The following is a 20,429-nucleotide window of genomic DNA, read 5'->3' as shown; positions in this document are numbered from 1 at the left end:
GAGTGGGAATCTAGCTCCCTAATTTAATTTTTCTAACACTTGATAATCCTTTGATTTTTCTACAGGAATATTTCGATCTTCTGCAAGCCTCTCCCATTCCTCGAAAAACTCCTTTTTCGTAAAATCACCTAAGGGCACATTCCACCCACTCTTCACGTGAATTTTCATATATTTCGTTTTCCATCTAATGCGTTTACAACTGACCTTTTCGATTTCCTCATACTGAATCCATTTTTGATATACCGGCACCCATCCAAGGAACAATTTATTGGAAAACCGTTTGTTAGAATGGTCAAATATTATTTCACGTTTAGAGCTTAAAGAAATGATGATAAGCAGAATAAGAAGGTAAGAAATTGGGTTTAAGCTTGGTGATAAAAATAATACTACTAAGTAGCCTATGATCAAAACACTTAAAAAGACTTTAATACTTTGTGAAAGTTGAGAGGTATAGATCATGAACGTTCCTCCTTAATTTATCCTTATTTTACCACATTACTTTGATTATGAGGATGCGATGACTGATAAATTGTTGTGAGGCTGATAAGTTGTAACGACTGCTGATATATGGATGTAACGGCTGATAAGTGTGCGCGACTGCTGATATATGGATGTAACGGCTGATAAGTGTGCGCGACTGCTGATATATGGATGTAACGGCTGATAAGTGTGCGCGACTGCTGATATATGGATGTAACGGCTGATAAGTGGTAGCGACTGCTGATATATGGTGGTAACGGCTGATAAGTGATAACGACCGCTGATATATGAAAGTGACGGCTGATAAAGGCTTGCGACCGTTGATATATTAATGTTTGATAGTTTACCTCATCCGGTTAACCCCTTAATTTTCCCTCACGAAGACTATGTTACCAATCCATTTAATTTAATGTAATTTGCAAACAAAAATAAAATATGTTTATAATTAAACAAACTTTAATAAGGTGTGTTTATTTTATGGAGAAATCAGAAGAGTTTTGGACGGCGTCGGTTGAAGAAATGCAATCAGGTTATATTTTTGATGAGGTTACAGAAATTTTTTCGTGTTTAATATGTGGTCAAACATATGAGCAGGGTGTGATTTACCCTTTTGGTGAGCTTTGGTGTGAAGCGAAAAAAGCGATGAAAGCTCACATTCATGAACAACACGGCTCGATGTTTGATTATCTTATTAGTCTAGACAAAAAGTGGAATGGTTTGTCCGATCACCAAAAAGAACTCTTACATTATTTTAAGCAAGGAAAATCAGATAAAGAGATCGTGAATTCACTAGAAGGTGGCAGTGCATCTACCATCCGTAACCACCGTTTTAAATTAAGAGAAAAAGAGAAACAGGCTAAAGCATTTTTATCGATTATGAATCTACTAGAAAAGAAGGAAGAAGAATTCATTCCATATCACAAGGGGGCAACTATGGTGGATGATCGTTACGCAACAACGGAACAGGAACGGGAGAAAATTCTCTCCACTTATTTTAAGGATGGTTTAGATGGGAAATTATCAAACTTTCCGAGTAAAGAGAAGAGAAAATTAGTCGTATTAAGAGAAATTATGAATCGTTTTGATCAAGGTAAGACCTATACAGAAAAAGAAGTGAATGAACAGTTAAAACAAGCCCACGACGACTTCGCTACCATTCGTCGGTATTTAATTGAGTACGGGTTTATGGATCGAAGTAAAGATTGCACGGAATATTGGGTGAATAACTAACTTAGAAGTGAAAATTATTTAGTCAAAATAAGAATTCTACAGCTAGGAGACGTGGCAATGAATCAAGCAGTTATATTTGATATGGATGGGACGTTATTTCAAACTAATCAAGTATTGGAAAGTGCCCTTGAAGAAACGTTTGAGTATTTACGTAAAAACGGCCAGTGGGAGGGAGAAACTCCATTAAAAGAGTACCAAAATATTATGGGGGTTCCTCTTCCAGAAGTATGGGAGACGTTGTTACCAAAGCAAAATAAAGAGACGCAAAAAAAGGTAGATCAATTATTTTTAGCGAATCTAGTAAAGAGTATTGAAAAAGGTAAAGGCGCGCTCTATTCAGGGACAGAAAATCTATTAAAGGATTTGCATGATCAGGGTTATGATATTTTTATAGCAAGCAACGGGTTGGTAGACTATTTAGACTCGATTGTCAGTTATTATCAGCTTAATCGATGGGTTAAAGGGGTCTACAGCATTGAGCTAATATCATCTAATAATAAATCAGATTTAGTAGAGAAGATTATCGAGGAGAATAAGGTGACGAGTGGTGCTGTCGTTGGCGATCGTCTGTCAGATATACGTGCGGCTAAAGATAACGGACTAGTTGCGATTGGTTGTTCATTTGATTTTTCGAAACCAGAAGAGATGAAAAAAGCTGATTATGTTATAACAAGTTTAAATGAATTGACTGGAACTTTAGCTCTCAAGTATTAAGGAGCGTGACAGGAATGAATGAAATACCAAACTTCACAATCAAAAACAGAGGCCCCGTTTCTGATTGCTTTTATAAAATAGGTGTACAAGATTTCCATCAGGCTATTCACTATGCCGGGAACTTACCGTATGGTAGGAATTCTGATCGAAGTAATTACTATCTTATGTTTAAAGAAGAGGTTGGTACGTGTAGTACTAAACATGCGGCCCTGGCTAAATTATGTGAAGAGCAAAACGTAGAAGATATTCTACTGTTTACTGGGATTTACGAAATGGATGGGATTAATACGCCTGGTATAGGAGAGGTATTAGAAAAGTATAATCTGAAGGCGCTTCCAGAAGCACACTGCTATTTGAAGTATGAGGGGCAACATTATGATTTTACTAGAAGTGAAACCTCTGAGAACGAAATTAGCTACTTTTTGGATGAGAAGGCAATTAGACCATGGCAGATCGGCGCAGACAAAGAAGAGTATCATCAAAGTTATATTTCTCACTGGATAAAAAAGAATGGGTTAGAACCTAAATATACACCTGATGAAATTTGGAAGATTAGAGAAGCGTGTATTCACCAGCTAGCAGTAAAAGGATAAAGCTATTTAGTAGTTTGAAAGGAAGAGACAAAAGTGAAAATAAGAACGATGAAGGAATCGGAGTTAGATTTAGTAAGCGAATTTATCTCTAAGCATAATCGTGAGGATCATACACATATCGGTTTCTGTGGGGAAGAAGTCGAATCTATTAAACATGATATGAAATCAGAATTGGATTTGGCATACACTGAAAGTTTTCTTGTTACCTATGATGAGGATCAACTTGTAGGAGTCCTTGGGTTTGATGCCGATTTTTCAAATAAAAATGCTGAAGTTTGGGGTCCGTTTATCAAGGATGGTTATGAAGAGTGGCGACATAAATTGTGGAAGGGTATGCTTTCCTATATTCCAGATGGTATTGACTCTTTGGAGCTGTTTCCAAATCACCAAAATGAAGTGGTTAATCAGCTGGCGCGTGAGGCTGATTTCCAAAAACATAGTGAACAGCTTATTTTAACTTATTCTGAGGTAGAGGATGCTTCGAACACAGACCACAATGAGCTTTCTGCTGAGCAACATCACAACTTCATCACCCTTCATGATCAAGAATTTCCGAAAACATATTATAACGGTGCCCAAATTATTGAACGTATGAACGAACATCGTAAAGTATTTGTGAAACTTAATGAGGAAGGTCAACTAATCGGTTATATTTATGTCGAGGTTGAACCTGAAGTGAGTGATGCGAGTATTGAATTTTTTGCTGTGGATCCTTCAGAACGAGGTAAAGGAATTGGGAAACAACTCATGAAAGAGGCGTTAGCTTGGATGTTATCGTTTGAAGAAATTAACTCCGTGGCCTTATGTGTTAATGCTAAGGATGAAGGCGCAATTGGGCTCTATTTGAAGTCAGGATTTGAACGAAAACATCAACTTGTTTGTTATATGAAGTCTTTAAAAGGTAAAGGTTAAGTCTTAGTAATTAAAAAGAGGTGATCGCAATGAAACATGTGTTAATAATCGGAGGGTCTGGAATGCTTAAAGAAGCGTCCCGTTGGTTAACAACTCGTGCCGAACATACTTCAATTATCGGACGGAAGCGGAAAAAGCTTGAAAAAGTATTAAATGGGGATGTCCAAGCAGAGGCCGCCACACTAATCTCAGTCGATTACCGTGACTCGGAAGAATTGAAGCGACATATTCAACAAGCGATTAATGAACATGGTCCAATCGATGTCGTCGTAGCTTGGATTCACTCTTCTGCACCTGATGCCTTAGAGGTCGTGGATGGTGTCGTTAGTAAGTCTGTTTCTACCTATGAGTTATATCATATTAAAGGAAGTACTAAACAGATTCCTAAAGAAAAACCGAAGATAAGTGAACAAGCTGTTTACCATCAAATTATCCTAGGCTTTATTCTTGAAAATGAAGATTCTCGCTGGCTCAACCATATTGAAATCTCAAAAGGGGTAATTTCAGCGATTGAGACTAAGCAAAAAGTGACCATTGTAGGAACCATAGAACCTTGGGAAAAAAGACCTTAAAGGCAGAGGCTCATCCATACTTTTTCTGGTGAGCCTTCTTTTGTTTCAGGTACTCTTCGTCGTTACGTACGATCTTCCACTTCTCTTCGAAAATCCGCGCAGCTTCTGCTTTCTCCTCATCAATATCCCGTTCCTTGACTTCCCCATTCTCGTCGTATTTCTTTCCGCCTTTATAATTAGCGTATCTTCGTGCACGTGTGTGGCCCATCTGGATAAACTTCCGTGCCATATCCATGCCAACAAAATCCCCGTTTCGTTTATACGCTTCAAACATTTCATATATTTTTTCTGAGGATTCTTTTGCGATTTTGGGTGTTTTAAATCGCCAGTGTGGAAGGATCTCACCTTTATACGGTTCCACCATTAAAACGCCTTGCTCCCCACGTCCAACTCTATATTTGTCGGGTTCTTTACGAAAATCTATATTATCAAAATCCATGTTGTAATCGAATGCCATTTGAATCAACTCCTCCATAATAAATCCCCTTTTATATTATTTCCTAACCTTTTTTGAAAGGAAATTACTGAAAAGAAGTTGAATAATGAAGTATGAGGTGATGAGAATGACTTATATAAATAAATATCATAATCAGAGAGATAAAAGAATTTAACCTGTTATAAAAAGGAGCAATTAGATGTTATCAAATAAAGGATTCGACTTATGGGCGAATGAGTACGACCGTTCTGTTCAGTTAAGTGAAGAAAGCGATTCTTATCCGTTTGCGGGCTATAAAGATATTTTGAACACCATTTATAATGAAGCGATGCGTCATAGCGACTCTCGTATATTGGATTTAGGTTTTGGTACGGCCGTTTTAACGAGTCAATTATACAAACAAGGTCACCAGATTTTTGGTGTGGATTTTTCAAAGGAAATGTTAGCGATTGCTCAGGAGAAAATGCCTCAAGCTATTTTATATCAAGCAGATCTAACGGAAGGAGTACCGCAGAATTTAGCTGAGCAGGCATATGACACTATTATTAGCACGTATGCCCTTCATCACTTAGATGACCAAGCTAAAGTAAATTTAATCAAACGTTTAATGAGTATGCTTAGAAAAAACGGGAAACTTCTGATCGGCGATGTCGCGTTTGAAACGAGAGCGAAACATGATGCGTGTAAGTTGGAGAATGCACACCATTGGGATGAGGAGGAGTATTATTTTGTTTATGAAGAGCTTCAGCCATCGCTTCAAGCCTTTTGTGCAAGTGAATTTTATCCCATATCTCATTGTGGTGGAGTGATCGAACTACAAAAATTTGAGGCAGAAGCGGATGTTACAGATAAGGCGATTTAGCAGTTGATAGTAAAATAGATTAGGGGTCCAAAAGTCGTTACGTCTTCAAAGTCTAAACTGTTTTTGGGACCTTTAAATTTTTTACGAGAGTGGTTCTAATTAAGAATCTATAAAACAGGGAATAGATAGTTAAAAGATGAAGAAGGAGTACAGCATGAAACCCACATACATGGACTTATATGAAAAACTTTATAACCGCTATGGAGCACAAAAATGGTGGCCTGCCGATTCTGATTTTGAAATGATGATTGGCGCGATTCTTATTCAAAACACAAGCTGGAAAAATGTTGACTTGGCATTCGAGAAGCTCCGTCCTTATTTGGAACCAGAGAAAATGGCCGAGATGGATATAGATGAACTCGCTCAGTTAATCCGCTCGAGTGGATTTTTTAATATTAAAGCGAAGCGGATCAAGTCGTTTTTAAAGTGGTTTGAAGGTTATGATTATGATCTTGAAAACGCGAGGCAAGTAGACGGAAAAGAGTTGAGAAATGAGCTCATCGGCATTCATGGGATTGGGCGAGAGACTGCTGATGTTATTTTGTTATATGCATTGGACTATCCAGTATTTGTAGTGGATGCGTATGCACAACGAATTTTTAACCGTGTGGGGTATGAATTACCAAGCTCTTATGATGCCTTTCGGAAGGAAATAGAGAAGGAACTACCTGATGATTTGCAGGTTTATAATGAGTATCATGCTCTCCTTGTTGAGCATGCGAAAGTTCACTGTAAGTCCAAACCGATATGTGAAAGATGTCCTTTGGAGGATGTCTGTGAGAAAAGGGTGGAGTAAAAGATCTATTCTGATGACAAAGGAGCTATGCCGATGGATAAAACGTCGATTTTACAAGAACGTTTATTAAGACAAGGTTTGCTTAAGCCACTGACTAATCCAAATGATGAAACAGCTTATCTAGAACTACTAAAAAAATTACAACCCGTTGCACCAGTGCATTTTGGTCGACCAGGAAATCCTCCTAAGCTCGTTCATCGTACAACTTTTAATGATGAGTTGTTGTCTGAAAAATTAAGGGAGAAACATCACACGGTGAAAGCTCGCTTTCAAGGTGGGCGGATTGCTTACGTGGTGGCGGAATATTTGAATTTATATGCAGGAGTTTACCGGAAGCCGATTCAGAAACATAAAGAGACTTATGACGAGATCCATATGTTGATTAAACAATCTGGTGGGATCGATAAAGAACAGTTGAGGGAAGCTTTGGATTATCCATCAAAAGAAATCAATCCAGCATTAAAGAAGCTACAGGAAGCTTTTGTAGTGTATGAAGATCAGATCGACACAGATTGGAATACAGGGTGGTTTGATTTTGAAACAGAGTGGTTTGAAATTAATTTAGGCGAACCTTTGGAAAAAGCTGCGGCAAAAATTGTGCAACGATTTTTAGAGGCTTATGTCTTTGCAAGCTTTGATGAAATTAAAGAATGGTCGCAATTGAAAAAAACGACATTGAAGCAGGCTCTCGATTATTTGGTAGAGGAAGGGGAAGCGCAACAAGTAGACGCTCAAGAACTTGGTGAGGGATACATGCTAGTGAAGGATCTATCTGTAACACATAATCAAATAGATGCGTCGGTCTTTATGCTGGATAAATCAGATTTCCTTGTGCGAGCGAACTTACATGTATTGAAAGAACTGTTCCAAGGAGAGGAAATCTTACAGTACTTACTCATTGATGGTGAATTCAAAGGAGCTGTAATAGGGCATTGGCGAATCGGTCCGCATGATGTAGAGGATATTAAACTAACGCTTCCGAAAGAAGAGGCAAGTAAACGTAAAGAAGAAATTCTGGCTGCTGTTCGAAAAGGATACTCGCAGGAAACAACTGCGATTCTTAATTATAATGGTGAAAATTTATAAACTGGAGGGGTTATGGTGGTCAATTTAACGCATATTCAAATGAAACCTTCCACGAATCTAGAAGAATATCCTTTTAATTTACCTCTGGTGAAGCAGCTTGATGCCTTAAAACTAGAGAAACCAGTAACTATTTTAGTGGGTGATAATGGAACGGGGAAATCAACGTTATTAGAAGCGATTGCGAGTGAAATCGGTAGCATCTTAATTGGCGGGGAACATATTGATGACCAGCCTGACCTCGAAGATGCAAGGAAACTTGCGGAGCAGATGAAGCTAATTTGGAAGTTACGCACAAAAACAGGCTTCTTTTTTCGTGCAACAGATTTTGTGAAGTTTGTAGAGAAATTGAGTGAAATCAAAAAGGAATCTGCTGAAAGCTTAGAGGAAATTAAGAAGAGGGATCCAAATAGTTTAGAGGTTCTACCTTATGCTAGAACTCTAAGCGACCTACAACAATCATATGGGGATGGATTAGAGTTTCGTTCGCATGGAGAAAGCTTTTTGGATTTATTCCAAGCTAGGTTCAAACCAGGCGGGCTTTATATTTTAGATGAGCCGGAAGCTCCGTTGTCACCCTTAAAACAATTGTCATTAATTTCAATGATTAAAGAGATGGTTAAAAAGGACGCTCAATTTATTATTGCGACGCATTCTCCTATTTTAATGGCTATACCTGAGGCTCAAATCTTAGCAATAGAAGAGGGCGAACTCGTTAAAAAGCAATATGATGACCTGGAACACGTGACACTGACACGGGACTTTTTAAATCATCCAGAACGTTTTCTAAGACATTTGTAGTTCGAAAATTATTGGGGGAAGTCGATGATTATTCAAGATGAGTTATATGGCACATTCGAAATCGAACCTGTATTGGAGGAACTGTTAAAAAGCAACGCTATTCAAAGGCTGCATGGTGTTCATCAAGGTGGAGCAAGTTATCTTGTGAACTCTCGGTGGAATCTGACGCGTTACGAACATTCCGTTGGGGTTATGTTGCTCGTTCGTACCCTCGGAGGAAGTCTTGAGGAACAAATCGCAGGACTTTTACATGACGTGTCGCATACCGCATTTTCTCATGTGGTTGATTTTGTAACAAAAAACCAGGACGAATCTTATCATGAGGATATTTTTTTAAGCGTAATTGAAAGTTCTACGATTCCTACTATTTTAAAGAAATACGGATACAATGATTACTCGAGTTTATTGGATGATTCGAATTGGAGAATCCTCGAACAACCTGCGCCACACTTGTGTGCAGATCGGATTGATTATACATTAAGGGACTTACATAGACATGGAACAATCACTGATACAGAGGTGCAACAGATACTAACAAACCTAACGGTGGAACATGGAGTGGTTGCTTTTAAAGATACCGAAAGTGCAGAACTTTTCGTTGAACTTTATTATAAAGAAGTTATTGATTACTTCATGGACCCGCTTAATATTTATGCGAATGACCAGTTAACCAAGGTTTTGCGAGGAGCTGTGCAGGGTGAAGTAATTAATATGGATGATTTTATGGGAACCGACGAAGAATTATTGTCGAAGGTAAGAGAAAATGGAAACGAAAAGTTAATAGATACTCTTCATCAGATTCATTCTAATGTACATTTGGAAACAACCTTAGAAAAATCGGACATTTATAGGAAAAACAAAGTTCGTATGATTGATCCAGCCGTTAAAGTGGAAGGTACGATCAAGCGTGCTTCAGAAGTTTCTAAGATAGTTGAGAATATGAATGAACAGGCTTATGAAAGAACTGTGAAAGGTGTAGGGGTTAGAATTTTGCTTTAAAGTGGGGTTTTCGTTATGAATAACAAAATTAGAATAACTTTAGGCGTGGCTCTGTATGTTTTATTGTGTATAAACGATTATGTATTCAAAAATACAATTAACTGGGAAGCGAATATATTACAAACTATAATAACCATGGTAATTGCTTGGCTGGTGATAGAGGTACTCTCGAATAACGGAAAAAAAGTTTAAGAACCTTTAGGAATAGTAGATCTTAATTTTGGAGTTTACACTTTCATTTTTAATAGCATTAGCTTTGTTTATGTTAAAAAGGGGCGTAAATTAAAATGTACTTTGACCGTATAAACAATAAAAATGAAATTGAACTGTTTGTGCGTTCTTTAAGCAGTCCGGAACAGTCGAAGGATTTTTTTCTAAATGGTTTAACAAACTCATCAAATACAGTTTCCTTAGCGGTAAGGAAAGGTCATGAGATCATAGGTGTCCTTCACACTTGGCATAACACATTTCATCCTCATATAACATATATGTCTATGATAATTGATCCTACATTTAATCTAAAATCGATTGCTGTTCCTATGTTGGAGCAATTGAAAACGGAAGAGTCGGAAATGAAAAACAGGATGCAGATCTCTTTTTGTTCAACAGACCCATTAGTGAATGTTTTTAAAGAAGTGGGGGCAATAGAGGTACGGCGAACGTATATGCCGACAATAGCTCTGAGGAAAAAATGCATTAATAAAGAATGGAATAATGATTATAATGCAATTCCGTTGGCAGACCTCACTAATGCTTTTGAGAAGGGGCAAGCGATCGAATTTATTCATGATACATATATTCGTACCTATCAAGCAAACCCGCCTGCAAATTTTTCAAACGATGTATGGGAACGATTGATTTTCGCTGAGGATACATTATTAGATCATAGCTATGTCATTACTAGTGTAAAAGATGGTGCAATTAAAGCTTTTTCCTTGTTACATCATATTGATACACAGACAGTTGAGGTTGGTTGGGTTGGAGCTGATTCTGCTAATTCTTTTGACTTGTTGGATTACGTAATAGTCACTCAGTGGAACGCTTTAGTTAATCAAGGTTATGAGAAACTAGAAGGTGAATTCGACTCGACTAGTCCGTATGCGATGCACGTATTAAAAAGCCTTTCCCCAAATTGGGAAAAGGCTCTGGTTACTCTTCAATTCGATCTTAACTCCCTAAACCTTTAGATCCGGCTCGAAGAAACCCGAATTTTTTTTCAGTATAGTAGGCGACATAAACACCTGCAATCGCCATTGGTGCCCAGATCCAAGCGTGTAAACTTAATGAGGCTAATCCACTAAAGTAAGCACCGACGTTTGCGCCGAACGAAATCGTTGCTCCGTATCCCATTAACAGTCCCCCGATTAAAGCGGCAATCATCAGGTGGGGAGGGATTTTACTGAAGCGTATTAGTCCTGCAATAGACATTGTTATTAGTGCGCCACTGATTACCCCAAAGTTTAGAACACTTAAGTCATCAGTGAATACCACATCGCTCAAAGTACCAAGTGGTTCTTGCTCACCCCAATACCCCCATGAAGATACATCGAATCCAAGGTTATCCGCAATTTTAGATCCCCAAGTGGTAAAGGCTGCCGTTAATTTCCACGGGCTACCCTGGACAACTAGTACAGCGGCGTTTAAGACTGCAATGACGACAGCACCTACCCAGATCGGCCACGTTCCATATAAAAACTTTGCCCAACCTGAACCTCTTGGCATCTTTGGTAGGTCAGGTGGTCTCTTGCTTTTATTATAAATATAAGTCCCAATTGCAATTACTACAAAAATAGAAGTTTGTAATGCTAGAGAACCCCAGAATCCAAGTGGTGTATCATGGATCAATGAAAATTCTGGACGATTAGGTAAGGTATCGTTCCAGAATTGAAAGTGGAAGGCGCCGACTGTAGCTCCAATTAAGAAACCTAATACTGTAAATACAGAAGCCGTTCGTCCCCCTTCAGCAGTACGCATCGATGCTGGTGCTAAGCCACTTCCAAACTCCATTCCAAAACCGAATAAAAAGGAACCGACAACTAACCCTACGGTGATTGGTGATAATGCACCTGCAGGAACGACTCCAAATAACCCAATTCCTAAATTAATAATAAGTGCAAATAAAGTCGTTGCGATGATCAGTTTAATCATATGTCCGCGTAACATTTCGGTATTTCCGGTTTCAACAATTTGCCTATAAACACTAGCGAAACCATACCTAGCGTGGAATAAGGTATACCCAATCAACCAACCAATGATAAATAATACAACAAATTGCCAACCAGAGTAATGGTAAGCTCCATAAGCTAGAGCAACCGTAATCAGGAAAAAGACAATCGTAATAATATTTTGTGGATTGGAATACTGTTCTTCCGATTTTTTATTTTGATTACTCATAATATATTGTCTCCTCAAAATCTAACATGCCTATCCGTTCCCTAATTTGAGTGATTTTTAACTTACTTATTCATGGAATATTATCCAGGTGGATCAATGATCGTCACAATTTATTGGGACGTATAGATATTTATTCGTTTTCATGAGGAAAGTATCAGACTTAATATGAAGATATCGAACTTTGTTGGGTGGGAATCGGACTTAATTTAAAGTTATCCAACCTTATTAGGAGGAAATCAGACATAATATAGAAGTATTGAACTTTAAGATGAGGAAATCAGACATAATTCAGGAGTATCGAACTTTATAGGGAGAATATCAGACATAATTTATTCATCTCCAACCTTATTTAAAACTCAAAATAAGCTTGCGTATAAATGGTACTGATTATGCAACACAAAAGTGGTACAATTATACTGTCGAAATTTTCGAAATGTGAGGTTAGGGGGAGTCTGTTTGAAAGCTAAAAACGAATGGAAAAACCCGCTAATTTTATTATCTTCAATTGGAATTGCTAGTTTTGGTGATTTTATTTATTTAGTAGCAATAAATATTATCGTTTATCAACTTACTGGATCGGCAGCTGCTGTTGCTGCTTTGTGGATAATCGGTCCGTTGACAAATATTATTTTAAAGTTTTGGACTGGAAGCTATATCGATTATCGAAGTAAGCGTTCGATTATGATTTATACATATTTATTTCGGAGCTTTTTTATCTTTTTAATCCCTTTTGCACCAAATATCATAGCGATTTACATATTACTTGTCCTATTGAGTGTAGCGAAGGCTTTCTTTGGTCCTTCTTCCACTACGTACATAACTATGTTAATACCAAAAGAGCAGCGTAAAAGATTCAACTCCATACGATCCTTTGCGACGTCCGGGGCATTTATTATAGGTCCTGCGATTGGTGGGGGATTAATTTACCTTACGAATACAGATGTGACGTTATGAGTTAATGCGGTATTTTTCGTTCTTGCAGCTGTATTGCTAAATAAGCTTCCTGAACAAGAAAAAATTGATAAGGCAACGATTCCAAACTTAACTTTTTCTCAAGTTAGGAAAGACTTCACGGTAGTAATAGCATTTATGAACAAATATAAGTACATTACCGTTATTTACTCAAGTTTTATATTTATTATGATTTTTACCTTTGCGATGGATGCTCAAGAAGTGGTTTTCACCCAACGTGTAATAGGCTTGTCCGAAACGGAGTATAGTTTAGTAGTAAGTATTACTGGGGTTGGTTCCGTTACAGGCGGAGTTATACTTGCGATGATCACTAATTATATTTCGCTACGGTTTATGATCGTGATTGGAGTTGTACTAAGCTCTATCGGTTACGTGATCTATGCCTTTTCGTGGTCCTTTCTTTCCATCACGGTTGGTTTTGTCATATTAGGTTTCTTTTTAGTCTTTTTAAATGCAGGAATAACCACCTTTTATCAAAATAATATTCCTGTGAACGTCATGGGGCGTGTGACTAGTATTTTTCAACTGATCCAAAGTGCGCTACAAGTACTATTCGTGCTAGGTGTAGGTGTGGTAGGTGACTTCATTCCGCTTCGTCAGACGATCGGTTTCTTAGCCATTACCATGCTCGTTTTTACTTTGTTATTTGCGATTGCAGTATTAAATTCAAACTTCAAAAAATATTATGATGAAACGTAAGGAGTTGTAAAAGTTGAAAAAAGCCCTTCACTTTCTTAGATATAGTGTAGTGTTATTTATTATAGGTACTTTTTTTGTGGGAACCACTTTATACATATATGAAAAGTTCGGTGTGAACCGGGATACAATTGGACAGCTACGTTATTTGGGAGCAATTATTTTGGTGTTTTTGATTGATCAAAACAAGATTCAATTCACACGCTTTGGATTTCAAGGTAGCGGAGAACAGTTATCTAAGAAATTCACTGGTAGAGCTCTAGCAGTTGCTTTTGTGCTAATTGTTATTCCAATTGTATATACATTAATCTCACAAACAATTGTGGCGTTAGGAGGGTAGGATTATGGATCAATCTTTTTCGAAACACATTAAAGACTTAGAACAACAGCTTTTATCCCCTGAAGTGAGGACGGATTTAAAGAAGCTTGACCAACTGCTTGCTGAAGATTTTTTGGAATACGGAAGCTCTGGAAAGGTATTTGGGAAGAAAGAATGCTTGAAACCTGGTGGAGTTGGACCTCGTCATTTAAAGATGTTGGATTATACAGTGAAGGAACTATCTACAGAATGTGTAATTTGTCATTTTAAAGTATGGGACGAGGAACGCCAAGTTGAAACCTTACGTACATCGATTTGGAAACATAATAACGGACAATGGCAAATGAGTTTTCATCAAGGAACGGTGTCGAACGAATATCAGTAAGGGTGAGGATTATGAAAGATTGTGTACTTTGCGACATAGAATTACGGAACGACCAGCGTGTTGTTTTAGAAAATAAATTCTGTCGTTTTGTTCAGATTCCCCAAGGTGTTTTAGAAGGTTCAGGTTTAATTGTACCGGTACATCATGGAGCTACCCCATTTGAGTTAACGAAAGAAGAGTGGATTGCGACTTATGACTTGTTGCAAGAAGTAAAGAAACATTTGGACCAAAAACATCAGCCGGATGGTTATAACATAGGTTGGAACAGTGGAAGTGTGGCAGGACAACATATAGGACATGCTCATCTACATGTGATTCCAAGGTTTCAAGATGAACCGTATGCAGGTAGAGGGATTAGGTATTGGTTCAAACAGAAAGAAAATAAACGTCTGAGCTAATTGGAGGTTTTTCAATGGGTTTTATATTGTTCTTGGTAATTATTCCGCTGTGCTCAATCGTTGCAGGTGTATTAGCGTTTTATCTGTATAAACGTAGTTGGTGGGTCGCGCCAGTTGGAACTATTGTTACATATTTGATTATACAACTTGCTTATCAAGTATATTATTATTCCAGTATTTCTATTGGTGAATTAGGCGGTCATTTATTGAGCTTTCCCATATGGGTTTATGCATTTTTAGCGTTGATGTGTGCCTTACCTGCTATTGGAAAAACGGTTTATGATCCAGACGAGGATGATGAGAAAGAAGAAAGTCCATAGATGGAGGGGGAGCTTGAAGTGAGTCAATCTTTTAACGATTTAAATGAAATTAGAAAAGATTTAAGCATACGCGGGAAAAATGGCATCCCTTTCATACTAGCTGCTATTATCATATGGTCGATTGTTACTGTAATTTTCTTATTGCCACTTGATTTACATACCCAAAATATAGCGATGTTATTTTCAACAGGATTAATGTTTCCTTTAGCGATTTTATTTTCGAGTGTCATGAAAGCGGATTGGAAATTGGAGAATAACCCATTTGCGAATTTGGGAGTGATTCTGAATGTTGCTCAATTAATGTATTTTCCGGTAATCGTTTGGGCGATTTCCGTCAGTCCTGAACAAGCGGTTGTATTCTTCGCAATTATTGTTGGGGCGCACTTTTTCCCATATGGCTGGTTTTATAATGCTAAGGGATATTATGTGATGGCACCAGTCATTTCTGTTGTGGTTCTATTCATTGAATTTATTGTCGGATCTGATTTGTTATGGGTTGTGCCATTGTCTACAGCAGTTTTACTCGGAATAGTCGCTGCCTGGTTATATAATGGTTATCGTCGGAAGTTGGACTAACGATCGATAAGGTTCGTGACGACTGATAGAGGAATTTAACAACTGATTGGAACGCGCTGACGACTGATAGGGGAATTTAACGACTGATTGGAACGCGCTAACGACTGATAGGGGAAATTAACAACTGATTGGAACGTGCTAACGACTGATAGAGCGCCCTAACAACTGATAGACCTGCAACTAAAAAAGCTTCCGCCATATATAAGCGGAAGCTTTCCTCGTTATTCTACATCATGTTTAAATTTAACTGTTTCGCCATTTTCATATTCTACATCTATATCAAAGTCTTTGACGTCATCTTCATTTACATCAAGTGCATTTAGAACTTCTTGCTTCATTTCTTGGATGGAGCGGTCCATTGTGATCGAGATGTTACTTAGTAATTCCTCGATTTCAGTCATAGCAGCTGAACCTTCAATCTCTTCGTTTCCACGTTCAATCTCGGCTTCTTGATCGTCTGCTTCGTATTCATATTCCCAGTCGTCTCCTGAGAAGAAGTCAATGTCCATGTCGAATTCTCTAACATTTCCTTGATTTTCATTTTGAACAGATTCATGGTCAAATACGATTTCTTCGCCTGATTCAAATTTGATTTCTAGATCGAAATCTTCTACCTCATCTTGGGAAAGGTTTAATGCTGCCAATACCTCTTCTTTCATTTCCACTAATGTTCTGTCAGTAGTGATGTTGAATTCAGCCATTAAAGACTCAATTTCTTCTGCTGCGGCTTCTCCTTTTACAGTTTCTTTACCGTCTTTTTCGATTTCTGTATCTTCCATATCGTTACGCTCATACTCATATTCCCATTCTGTATCATCTGTAAATTCGATTTGAAGGTCGAATTCGTGAACACTACTCACATCGTAATCGCCAGAAGCTTCCTGGTTTTCATTTGAAGTTGTTTCTTCATTTTCTGATGCTTCTTCGTTCTCATCTGCTTCTTCAGAAGAGGGTTCTTCGGTGTTGTTTTCCTCTTCATTGTTTGTCTGTTCTTCTGTTTCTTGATCTGCTTGGTTACCTGTTGTATCTTCCTCTGATTCAACATCTGTACCGCAAGCCGCTAAAAATAGCGCTGCAACTAAAATAAATAATAATTTTTTCACTATTGTTCACCTCTCCGTTCCTGTTTGTTCAATTATAGAATACCTCGCTTAAATGAATTTCCTCTGATGAGAAGATTAGAATTTCATGAGAATTTTAATTGGAAATTATTTAGGGTCATAAATTTGTGTGTGAATTAAATACTAAGGAACGAGTAAAAGAAAAGGATGTGAGGATATGCAAGGGAAAAATATTCAATGGATTCCGATGATTGCTTCGATTGGAATTGGTGCTGCGACCTACAGTATGATGACTGGTAAAGGCGGTCAACTTCAACAAGTTATGCCGATGATTACTGGTATGACTGGTCAAGGTCAGCAAAACGGTCAAAGTCAAAATCAAATGAATAACTAATACAAAAAGCCGAACTCCTTTTTAAAAAGAAGTTCGGCTTTTATAAAAATTATATCCACAAAAGTAGTGTGATATCCAGAAAAGCAGTAGCTTATCCACGAGAATTTTAACTTATCCAGAAAAGTCGAGAGGATATCCAGAATAGTCACAATTATATCCAGAAATTCAAGCATTTATCCAGAAATCACTCGCTTTATCCAGAAACCATCATTCTACGCACATATGCTTACTGTTGCATGAGGTCGATCAGTTCAATGTCTGGATTCTTATCCTTAAACCAGCGTTCGTTAAAGGCTGATTTAAATAGGACTACAAATTGACCTTCACGATCCACGCATAAAATATTTGTGTTATCGAATAGGCTTTGATCTACTTGGTCCGATTTAAGCCACCTAGGAACACGTTCTCCCATAGAATCAAGGGTTACTTCACAATTGTACTCATTTTCCATACGGTATTTGAATACTTCAAACTGGAGTTCCCCAACCGCGCCAATAATTAATGAATGTGTTTGATGTTGTTTAAATAATTGAATCGCACCTTCTTGTACGAGCTGCTCGATTCCTTTGTTGAACTGCTTCCCAGCCATGGCATTCTTCGGGGCGACACGTTTGTACATTTCTGGTGGGAATTTTGGTAATTCATCAAATTCAAAATCGGCTTTCCCTTCTACTAAGGTGTCCCCGATTCGATAAATATTCGGGTCATAAATCCCGATAATATCTCCAGCATACGCTTCTTCAATTGTATCTCTAGAAGAAGCAACGAATTGTTGGGACTGTGATAAGTTGATGATTTTACCAGTGCGAGCGAGTTGCACGCTCATGCCACGTTCGAATTTACCCGAACACACACGCATAAATGCGATTCGGTCACGGTGCTGCGGGTTCATATTGGCTTGGATTTTAAAGATAAATCCAGACAAAGATTCTTCTTCAGGTTGCACAACAGAAGTCTGTGTTTTTCTTGGTGTTGGAGAAGGAGCCATATGGATAAATGTATCGAAAAATGTTTGTACTCCAAATGGTGCTAAGGCGCTACCGAAGAATACAGGCGTTTGTTCCCCGTCCAATACAGTATCTATATCTAAATCATCCCCAGCTTCTTCGAGTAAATCTAGCTCCCCTTGGGCAGAGGTGAAGTCAGGCTGGTTGACTAGGTCTGGATAGTTCTCGGCTGTTAGTTCCTGATTTGGAATATAGGTTTCTTCTTCACTATGATTAAACTTAACAAACTGGTCATTTTGTCGGTCAAATACACCTAAGAATTCTTTACCCATCCCTGCTGGCCAGTTCATTGGATAGGTTTTGATATCTAATACTTCTTCGATTTCTTCCAATAAATCAAATGGTTCTTTCCCAATTCGGTCCATTTTATTAATGAAGGTGAAGATTGGAATTCCGCGCATCCGACAAACTTTAAATAGCTTCTTCGTTTGCGTTTCGATCCCTTTTGTTGCATCTAAAATCATGACCACACTATCCACGGCAGTTAATGTACGGTAGGTGTCTTCACTGAAATCGTCGTGACCAGGAGTATCGAGAATATTCACTTGAAAATCTTTATAAGGAAAGTTCATCACACTTGAGGTGACAGAGATTCCACGTTGTTTTTCAATCTCCATCCAGTCTGACGTTGCGAATTTACCGGACTTCTTCGCTTTCACGGTACCTGCTGAACGTATCAAATTACCGAATACAATAATTTGTTCCGTTAACGTTGTTTTACCAGCATCGGGGTGCGAAATAATCGCGAATGTTTTTCGTTTATTTACTTCATTTTTTAAACTCATGTTTATCCATCCTTTTTATTAACCTATTAATTTTAACACAGAAAAAAATTTATATACAAAATATATTATTGTAAGCAAAGTTTATTTCTTACTTTCGTTTAGTTAATCGATTTTGGTGGAATAAGATGGATATAGAAAATGGAGGTAGATAATTGTGAAGCAACATCAAATATATATAAATGGTAAGTACGTAGATTCTGAAAACGATGAATGGATTGATATTATAAATCCTGCAACAGAAGAAGTGATTTCGAGGACCCCGAAATGTAATGAGGCAGACGTTGACCGAGCAGTTGAAGCGGCAGAAGCAGCTCAAAAAGGGTGGGAATTAACCCCTAATATTGAACGTGGTCAGATTGTTCGTAAGTTAGGTGATAAAATTGAAGAAAATCGTGAAACTTTTATCGATTTACTTCAAGAGGAACAAGGTAAGGACTACGAGCTTGCAAGTGGAGAAGTAGACCTTGCGATTGATTATTTCCGTTACATGTCCGAATGGGCTCGTCGAATCGAAGGCGATGTGGTACCGAGTGATCGTGAGAATGAAAACATTTTTATTTATAAAAAGCCGATTGGTGTCGTAGCAGGAATAGTTCCATGGAATTTCCCTGTTTTCATTTTGGCGCGTAAAGTTGCGACAGCTTTGGTGACAGGTTGTACGATTGTCTTGAAGCCGAGTCAACAAACCCCAAATACGGCAATGGAATTCACGAAAATAATTGACTCGATGGATGAAATTCCTAAAGGTGTTTATAATCTCATCACTGGAACAGGTTCTGAAATAGGTAATGCTTTAGCAAGTCATTCAAAAGTGCAGATGATTTCTATGACAGGAAGCGTACCAGCAGGAACCAAAGTAATGGAAGCAGCAGCTCAAAATATTACAAAAGTAAATTTAGAACTAGGAGGAAAGGCACCAGCGATCGTCACGCAACATGCAGATTTAGAAGTAGCAGTAGATAGCATTGTCACATCACGACTTGCCAATAATGGACAGGCATGTACAAACGCAGAAAGAGTGTACGTGCATGAAAGTTTAAAAGATGACTTAGTAAATAAGCTAGAAGAGAAGTTTAGAGCTTTAACCATCGATAATCCGCGTGAAAATAAAGAAGCGGATGTTGGGCCATTAGTTAGTGCGGACCGCTTAGAAGAAGTAGAAAAGATGGTGAATGAGGCAGTAGATCAAGGAGCAAAGGTTGTCACAGGAGGTAAGCGAGCTTCGAAAGATAAAGGTTTCTTCTATGAACCAACAATCTTAACTAACGTGACACATGATATGGATATTATGAGAGAAGAAATATTCGGCCCCGTAATCCCGATCGACACCTTTAAAACCTTAGATGAAGCGATTGAAAAAGGAAACGACACAGAATTTGGTTTAACGTCGTCTGTTTATACAGATGATTTAAATGAAGCAATGCGAGTTGTTAATGAACTGAAATTCGGAGAAACGTTCGTCAATCGTGAAAATTTCGAAGCGGTTCAAGGGTATCATGCCGGCATGCGTAAATCTGGTTTAGGTGGAACAGATGGCAAATATGGAATGGAAGATTTCCTTGTTACCCAAGTAGTGTATATGCAGTATAAAAATGATAAGAAGTAATACAAAAAAGTAGCTCATCATCTATGTGATGGGCTACT

At 38.0% G+C, this 20,429-nt stretch carries 23 protein-coding genes and 1 pseudogene; 19 read left to right on the top strand and 5 right to left on the bottom strand.

Going from position 1 to position 20,429, the window contains the following annotated elements; genetic code table 11:
* Positions 1-18 precede the first annotated feature (18 nt).
* On the bottom strand, positions 19-459 hold the full coding sequence (locus G532_RS0104335; protein ID WP_027963700.1) for a hypothetical protein: 441 nt from the start codon (positions 457-459) through the stop codon (positions 19-21).
* Positions 460-957: 498 nt separating this feature from the next.
* Between G532_RS0104335 and G532_RS0104330 the strand changes: the two genes are divergently transcribed.
* From G532_RS0104330 to G532_RS0104310, 5 genes are read left to right on the top strand one after another with little or no spacing between them, the layout of a single operon-like run.
* Complete coding sequence (locus G532_RS0104330; RefSeq protein ID WP_035512520.1) at positions 958-1,710, top strand: DUF2087 domain-containing protein; 753 nt, start codon at positions 958-960, stop codon at positions 1,708-1,710.
* Between the two features lie 57 nt (positions 1,711-1,767).
* The gene (locus G532_RS0104325; protein ID WP_027963698.1) at positions 1,768-2,424 is read left to right on the top strand and encodes an HAD hydrolase-like protein; all 657 of its coding nucleotides are present in this window, start codon (positions 1,768-1,770) and stop codon (positions 2,422-2,424) included.
* Positions 2,425-2,438: 14 nt separating this feature from the next.
* Positions 2,439-3,017, top strand: coding sequence for a hypothetical protein (locus tag G532_RS0104320; protein WP_035512519.1), 579 nt, complete (start codon positions 2,439-2,441; stop codon positions 3,015-3,017).
* A 33-nt stretch (positions 3,018-3,050) separates the two neighbouring features.
* The gene (locus G532_RS0104315; RefSeq protein ID WP_027963696.1) at positions 3,051-3,929 is read left to right on the top strand and encodes a GNAT family N-acetyltransferase; all 879 of its coding nucleotides are present in this window, start codon (positions 3,051-3,053) and stop codon (positions 3,927-3,929) included.
* Positions 3,930-3,958: 29 nt separating this feature from the next.
* Positions 3,959-4,501, top strand: a complete 543-nt coding sequence (locus G532_RS0104310) for a short-chain dehydrogenase (RefSeq protein WP_027963695.1) — start codon at positions 3,959-3,961, stop codon at positions 4,499-4,501.
* 10 nt (positions 4,502-4,511) lie between these two features.
* Here G532_RS0104310 and G532_RS0104305 read toward each other — a convergent pair whose 3' ends face one another.
* Complete coding sequence (locus tag G532_RS0104305; RefSeq protein ID WP_027963694.1) at positions 4,512-4,958, bottom strand: DUF4385 domain-containing protein; 447 nt, start codon at positions 4,956-4,958, stop codon at positions 4,512-4,514.
* 178 nt (positions 4,959-5,136) lie between these two features.
* Between G532_RS0104305 and G532_RS0104300 the strand changes: the two genes are divergently transcribed.
* The 6 genes from G532_RS0104300 to G532_RS0104270 all read left to right on the top strand — a co-directional run bounded on the left by G532_RS0104300 (position 5,137) and on the right by G532_RS0104270 (position 10,665).
* Positions 5,137-5,799 carry a class I SAM-dependent methyltransferase gene (locus G532_RS0104300; protein WP_027963693.1) on the top strand — a complete coding sequence of 221 codons (663 nt, stop codon included), beginning with the start codon at positions 5,137-5,139 and terminating at the stop codon, positions 5,797-5,799.
* Between the two features lie 154 nt (positions 5,800-5,953).
* Entirely contained in the window at positions 5,954-6,595 is a 642-nt protein-coding gene (locus G532_RS0104295; RefSeq protein ID WP_027963692.1) for an endonuclease III domain-containing protein, read from the top strand.
* A gap of 33 nt (positions 6,596-6,628) precedes the next feature.
* Entirely contained in the window at positions 6,629-7,681 is a 1,053-nt protein-coding gene (locus G532_RS0104290; protein ID WP_027963691.1) for a DNA glycosylase AlkZ-like family protein, read from the top strand.
* Positions 7,682-7,696: 15 nt separating this feature from the next.
* A complete protein-coding gene (locus G532_RS0104285; protein WP_245570109.1) occupies positions 7,697-8,479 on the top strand; it encodes an AAA family ATPase in 783 nt (260 codons plus the stop codon).
* Positions 8,480-8,503: 24 nt separating this feature from the next.
* On the top strand, positions 8,504-9,478 hold the full coding sequence (locus G532_RS0104280; protein WP_027963689.1) for an HD domain-containing protein: 975 nt from the start codon (positions 8,504-8,506) through the stop codon (positions 9,476-9,478).
* Positions 9,479-9,765: 287 nt separating this feature from the next.
* Entirely contained in the window at positions 9,766-10,665 is a 900-nt protein-coding gene (locus G532_RS0104270; RefSeq protein ID WP_027963688.1) for a hypothetical protein, read from the top strand.
* Here G532_RS0104270 and G532_RS0104265 read toward each other — a convergent pair.
* A complete protein-coding gene (locus G532_RS0104265; RefSeq protein ID WP_027963687.1) occupies positions 10,646-11,872 on the bottom strand; it encodes a YeeE/YedE family protein in 1,227 nt (408 codons plus the stop codon). The genes G532_RS0104270 and G532_RS0104265 overlap by 20 nt on opposite strands.
* Positions 11,873-12,274: 402 nt before the next feature.
* On the opposite strand from G532_RS0104265, the pseudogene G532_RS14740 reads away from it, so the two are divergent.
* The 6 genes and pseudogenes from G532_RS14740 to G532_RS0104235 all read left to right on the top strand — a co-directional run bounded on the left by G532_RS14740 (position 12,275) and on the right by G532_RS0104235 (position 15,538).
* Positions 12,275-13,543: pseudogene (locus G532_RS14740) on the top strand (MFS transporter).
* Between the two features lie 13 nt (positions 13,544-13,556).
* Positions 13,557-13,880: a hypothetical protein gene (locus G532_RS0104255; RefSeq protein ID WP_027963686.1), complete on the top strand. Its 324-nt coding sequence runs from the start codon at positions 13,557-13,559 to the stop codon at positions 13,878-13,880.
* A 4-nt stretch (positions 13,881-13,884) separates the two neighbouring features.
* Positions 13,885-14,244 carry a nuclear transport factor 2 family protein gene (locus tag G532_RS0104250; RefSeq protein ID WP_027963685.1) on the top strand — a complete coding sequence of 120 codons (360 nt, stop codon included), beginning with the start codon at positions 13,885-13,887 and terminating at the stop codon, positions 14,242-14,244.
* Between the two features lie 11 nt (positions 14,245-14,255).
* On the top strand, positions 14,256-14,642 hold the full coding sequence (locus tag G532_RS0104245) for an HIT family protein (RefSeq protein ID WP_027963684.1): 387 nt from the start codon (positions 14,256-14,258) through the stop codon (positions 14,640-14,642).
* Positions 14,643-14,656: 14 nt separating this feature from the next.
* Complete coding sequence (locus G532_RS0104240) at positions 14,657-14,962, top strand: hypothetical protein (RefSeq protein ID WP_027963683.1); 306 nt, start codon at positions 14,657-14,659, stop codon at positions 14,960-14,962.
* A gap of 18 nt (positions 14,963-14,980) precedes the next feature.
* A complete protein-coding gene (locus tag G532_RS0104235) occupies positions 14,981-15,538 on the top strand; it encodes a DUF7010 family protein (protein WP_027963682.1) in 558 nt (185 codons plus the stop codon).
* Between the two features lie 221 nt (positions 15,539-15,759).
* Here the strand turns inward: G532_RS0104235 and G532_RS0104230 are convergent, their stop codons facing one another.
* Positions 15,760-16,641 (bottom strand): YusW family protein, encoded by an 882-nt coding sequence (locus G532_RS0104230; RefSeq protein WP_027963681.1) that lies wholly within the window; start codon positions 16,639-16,641, stop codon positions 15,760-15,762.
* 175 nt (positions 16,642-16,816) lie between these two features.
* On the opposite strand from G532_RS0104230, the gene G532_RS16175 reads away from it, so the two are divergent.
* Complete coding sequence (locus tag G532_RS16175) at positions 16,817-16,993, top strand: hypothetical protein (RefSeq protein WP_169513894.1); 177 nt, start codon at positions 16,817-16,819, stop codon at positions 16,991-16,993.
* Between the two features lie 226 nt (positions 16,994-17,219).
* Here G532_RS16175 and G532_RS0104220 read toward each other — a convergent pair whose 3' ends face one another.
* The gene (locus G532_RS0104220) at positions 17,220-18,785 is read right to left on the bottom strand and encodes a peptide chain release factor 3 (RefSeq protein WP_027963680.1); all 1,566 of its coding nucleotides are present in this window, start codon (positions 18,783-18,785) and stop codon (positions 17,220-17,222) included.
* 154 nt (positions 18,786-18,939) lie between these two features.
* Between G532_RS0104220 and aldA the strand changes: the two genes are divergently transcribed.
* The gene (aldA, locus tag G532_RS0104215) at positions 18,940-20,391 is read left to right on the top strand and encodes an aldehyde dehydrogenase (RefSeq protein ID WP_027963679.1); all 1,452 of its coding nucleotides are present in this window, start codon (positions 18,940-18,942) and stop codon (positions 20,389-20,391) included.
* Positions 20,392-20,429 lie beyond the last annotated feature (38 nt).

This window comes from Halalkalibacillus halophilus DSM 18494, from assembly GCF_000423105.1.
Taxonomy (GTDB): Bacteria; Bacillota; Bacilli; order Bacillales; family Alkalibacillaceae; genus Halalkalibacillus; species Halalkalibacillus halophilus.
The sequence above is the reverse complement of the archived record's forward strand: the minus strand, read 5'-3'. Positions and strand labels throughout refer to the sequence as shown.

Coding starts and splice junctions, on each gene's coding strand:
- G532_RS0104265 (WP_027963687.1), bottom strand. CDS start 11,872: ATGAGTAATCAAAATAAAAAATCGGAAGAACAGTATTCCAATCCACAA.
- G532_RS16175 (WP_169513894.1), top strand. CDS start 16,817: ATGCAAGGGAAAAATATTCAATGGATTCCGATGATTGCTTCGATTGGA.
- G532_RS0104270 (WP_027963688.1), top strand. CDS start 9,766: ATGTACTTTGACCGTATAAACAATAAAAATGAAATTGAACTGTTTGTG.
- G532_RS0104290 (WP_027963691.1), top strand. CDS start 6,629: ATGGATAAAACGTCGATTTTACAAGAACGTTTATTAAGACAAGGTTTG.
- G532_RS0104320 (WP_035512519.1), top strand. CDS start 2,439: ATGAATGAAATACCAAACTTCACAATCAAAAACAGAGGCCCCGTTTCT.
- G532_RS0104240 (WP_027963683.1), top strand. CDS start 14,657: ATGGGTTTTATATTGTTCTTGGTAATTATTCCGCTGTGCTCAATCGTT.
- G532_RS0104310 (WP_027963695.1), top strand. CDS start 3,959: ATGAAACATGTGTTAATAATCGGAGGGTCTGGAATGCTTAAAGAAGCG.
- G532_RS0104305 (WP_027963694.1), bottom strand. CDS start 4,958: ATGGCATTCGATTACAACATGGATTTTGATAATATAGATTTTCGTAAA.
- G532_RS0104325 (WP_027963698.1), top strand. CDS start 1,768: ATGAATCAAGCAGTTATATTTGATATGGATGGGACGTTATTTCAAACT.
- G532_RS0104300 (WP_027963693.1), top strand. CDS start 5,137: ATGTTATCAAATAAAGGATTCGACTTATGGGCGAATGAGTACGACCGT.
- G532_RS0104330 (WP_035512520.1), top strand. CDS start 958: ATGGAGAAATCAGAAGAGTTTTGGACGGCGTCGGTTGAAGAAATGCAA.
- G532_RS0104335 (WP_027963700.1), bottom strand. CDS start 459: ATGATCTATACCTCTCAACTTTCACAAAGTATTAAAGTCTTTTTAAGT.
- G532_RS0104250 (WP_027963685.1), top strand. CDS start 13,885: ATGGATCAATCTTTTTCGAAACACATTAAAGACTTAGAACAACAGCTT.
- G532_RS0104295 (WP_027963692.1), top strand. CDS start 5,954: ATGAAACCCACATACATGGACTTATATGAAAAACTTTATAACCGCTAT.
- G532_RS0104245 (WP_027963684.1), top strand. CDS start 14,256: ATGAAAGATTGTGTACTTTGCGACATAGAATTACGGAACGACCAGCGT.
- G532_RS0104220 (WP_027963680.1), bottom strand. CDS start 18,785: ATGAGTTTAAAAAATGAAGTAAATAAACGAAAAACATTCGCGATTATT.
- G532_RS0104280 (WP_027963689.1), top strand. CDS start 8,504: ATGATTATTCAAGATGAGTTATATGGCACATTCGAAATCGAACCTGTA.